At 63.1% G+C, this 3,024-nt stretch carries 2 protein-coding genes; one reads left to right on the top strand and one right to left on the bottom strand.

Features of this window, described 5'->3' with window-relative positions; genetic code table 11:
• Positions 1–109: 109 nt before the first annotated feature.
• Positions 110–2,692 carry an S-layer homology domain-containing protein gene (locus BMYO_RS11275; RefSeq protein WP_158217004.1) on the bottom strand — a complete coding sequence of 861 codons (2,583 nt, stop codon included), beginning with the start codon at positions 2,690–2,692 and terminating at the stop codon, positions 110–112.
• On the opposite strand from BMYO_RS11275, the gene BMYO_RS11930 reads away from it, so the two are divergent.
• Positions 2,691–3,024 (top strand): hypothetical protein (locus BMYO_RS11930; RefSeq protein ID WP_211276868.1); only part of this gene is annotated, 334 nt, incomplete at its 3' end. The genes BMYO_RS11275 and BMYO_RS11930 overlap by 2 nt on opposite strands.

Here is a 3,024-nt window from a genome sequence, read left to right as displayed (position 1 = left end):
GCTCCGGCCCTTCCTCTTTCCGATACGGGAAGGCCCCGGACCCAATCGTCATGGGTCCGGTGCCGTCAATCAGTGGGGAAGGCGGTGGGCGAGAGGCTGGCAGTCGGTGTCACTTGGCGGTGTAGCCTGCCTGCAGGGTGCGGGCCAGGAAGGCAGCCGCGTCCTGACGGACCACGATGTTCAGGCCGCCGAAGCGGTTCACGCTACCAGAGTAGCCCTTCGCGATGCCGTAGTGGGCGGCCCACAGCACGGCCTCGGAATGGTTGGCGGTGTCGCCGGCGGTCACGTCAGCGAACTTCACGTCCGCGTAGGACTCGTTGAACTTCGGGGAGCCGGAGGCGCGGTACAGGAACGCCACCGCGTCCTGACGGTTCAGGGTCGCGTACGGGGCGAACGTGCCGTCCGCGTAGCCGGTCGTGATCTTGTTCGCGGCCGCCCAAGCGATCGCGTCACGGAACTCCTGGTTCGGGACCGTGGCCGCGGTCACGTCCGTGAAGGAGGCCTGGGAGTCAACGGCCGGGCTGCCGGCCGCACGGTACAGCCACACGATGAAGTCCACGCGGGCCACCGGGGCGCCGTAGCCGAACGTGCCGTCAGCGTAGCCCTTGACGATGCCCTTGTCGGTCAGGTAGGTGACCTCCTCTGCGTGGGTGTTCGCGTCGTCGTAGTTCACGTCCGGGTAGTCGGTGTTCGCGACAAGCTTGCCAGCGAACTCGCGGTTGTACGTGTCGGCCTTTTCCGCGGAGAGCTTCGTGGCGACGGCGTTGTAGACTTCCTGGATGTTGGCGGTCTTGGACAGGTTGAGCTCCTTGATGAGTTCCTTGACAACCGTGTCGCGGGTCGTGTTGAACTGCTTCCACGAGGCCTCGTTGTAGCCGGCCGGGAGGGCCAGCTTGAAGTCGAACTTGGCGCCGGCGGGCGCAGAGGCATCGCCCTGCTTGAACCACTTCTTGGAGGTCTTGTCATAGTAGACCTTGACCGGGGCGCCGGTGTTCTTCAGGGGCTGGCCGTCCTTGACGTCGGTCACGTAGCCGCGGGCCAGGTTGTACTGCAGGCCGTTCACGCCGCCCTTGGATTCGGCGGTCCAGTGCGCGTAGTAGGTCTGCACCTTCGGGTAGTCGGGGTTGGAGGTGGTCAGCCTGTCCTCATTCAGACGGGCGCCGCCCTTGGGCATGGAATACCAGCCGTCGAGGATGTAGCCGTCACGGGTGACGGCCGGCAGCTGCGGGCCGAGCTTCTTGCCCTCGTAAATCTTCACGTCCAGCACGTCGGCACCGGAGTAGTTCGGATCGAACTGGATGGTCTTGAACTTGGCGTCAGCGTTGTAGCCCGCGTACAGGTCGATGCCGGAATTGTTGCTGGCGATGTTGGCGTCGGTGTGGTTCAGGGTCTTCGAGAACGAGAACTCGACCGGATCAGCCTTGGTGGTGTCCGTGATGATCAGCTGAGGAGTGAAGAAGTCGTCGTTCTTCTGCGGGTCAGCGGAGGTCTGGCCGACCCAGGTCACGGCCTGATCACGGTCGTACCAACCCTCGAACTGGGCGTTCGGACGCTCGACCTCGGCGAGGAAGCCCTCACCGAACGTAGCGGCGAAGTTGGAGCCGGAAGGCACGAAGTAGCGCAGGTCGACGCCGGTCTTGTTCCACTTGTGGACGCGGACCACGACGGACTCGAAACCACCCTGCGGCACCAGCTTGAAGGCGTTACCCGCCGGGAAGGCGGAACCCCACTGGTAGTCGGCGCCGTTCACGCTGGTGCCCGCGTAGATTTTCCAGCCGTTGGCCAGCAGATGCCTGGTGCCGGAGGTCACAGCCTGGTACTCGGACAGGGAAGAGCCAGCCAGCACGTCGAACGTCTCGTCGCCGATGCGGTTGACCAGGACGCCGTCCTTGTAGATATCATAGTTTTCGCCATCCGCGCCCGCACGCGTGATGGTAACGAGCGCACCAGCGGCCGTGGACACGGTCAGCGTGTCGCCGGCCTTCGCGGAGGAGACGGCGGACTCGTCCCAGCTCGGCACCGTGTTGTTCACCTTGGCGTCGGTCTGCGGCAGCTCCCAGTCGGCCAGCGTATCGCCATCGGCAAGACGGATGTCATAGGAGTTGGCACCCTTGTTCTCGATCACGTTCGCCGCGCCATCGGGCTCAGTGCCGTCCTTGTACGCGATCTCGCCCTTGGTGTCGACGTGCACAAAGTTCTCGGACTCATCCGTGCTCACAGCGCCCTGGCTCCAATGCGCGTACAGGGTAGTGCCGTCGGCGAGGGCCGTGGTCGGATCCACGGCCTGGCCGCCCTGCTTCTCCGTGTACCAGCCGGAGAACTTACGGACCGGATTGCCCGGCGTGCCGGTCTTGAACATCATGACACCATCCTGGCCGAAGGTACCGTACAGGTCCTTGGCGAAGATGCCATCCGCGTACTCGTAGCCGTTGTCCAGCGTGTGCTTGTCGGTCAACGTCACGGTCGTCTTATCGGAGCTCACGGTGAAGTCGCTGAAATCGTTGCCGTGACCCGTGGTGGCACCCGTGTACGTACCACCGTTGTAGTCAAGGGTGATCTTCACGTCCGGGTACTGATAGCCCGTCGTCGGCGCGGCGTTGGCCGTGCTGGCCGCCACGCCCATGGTCGCGATCATCGCGACGGAGGCGAGGCCGGCGAGCGGGGCGCGCCAAACCTTAGTGTTTCCAGTCATGTTCTGGAACCTTTCTTCTAGGGACACCGGGACGGCGTTTTCACAGCTGTTATCCGACATGTTCGATAAAAAGTCGGATAACGTGTCCGATAAAGAAAGGGCGGCCATGCATCAGCCCCGGAAGGGCTCAGACTGCGTCTGGCGCTGGGGCATCCAGCGCAGCATCGCGAATGTGCCGTTCAACCCGAACCGGTTCATTCCTTCGCCCTCTGTCGATACCGAGTGCGGGATCGTACAAGTAAACCATTATCCCCCAAATTCCACTATTGCGAAGGCCGCTAAAGTAACTCCATCCGTCACTTCGCCCGAAATAATGAGATTCCTCATCTGCT

Origin of the sequence: Bifidobacterium myosotis (assembly GCF_002259745.1) — a bacterium.
Taxonomy (GTDB): Bacteria; Actinomycetota; Actinomycetes; order Actinomycetales; family Bifidobacteriaceae; genus Bifidobacterium; species Bifidobacterium myosotis.
This window is presented reverse-complemented; position numbering and strand designations above follow the sequence as displayed.

What these genes read in the sequence shown, in the direction of transcription:
- BMYO_RS11275 (WP_158217004.1), bottom strand. Translation starts at nt 2,692, where the DNA reads ATGACTGGAAACACTAAGGTTTGGCGCGCCCCGCTCGCCGGCCTCGCC.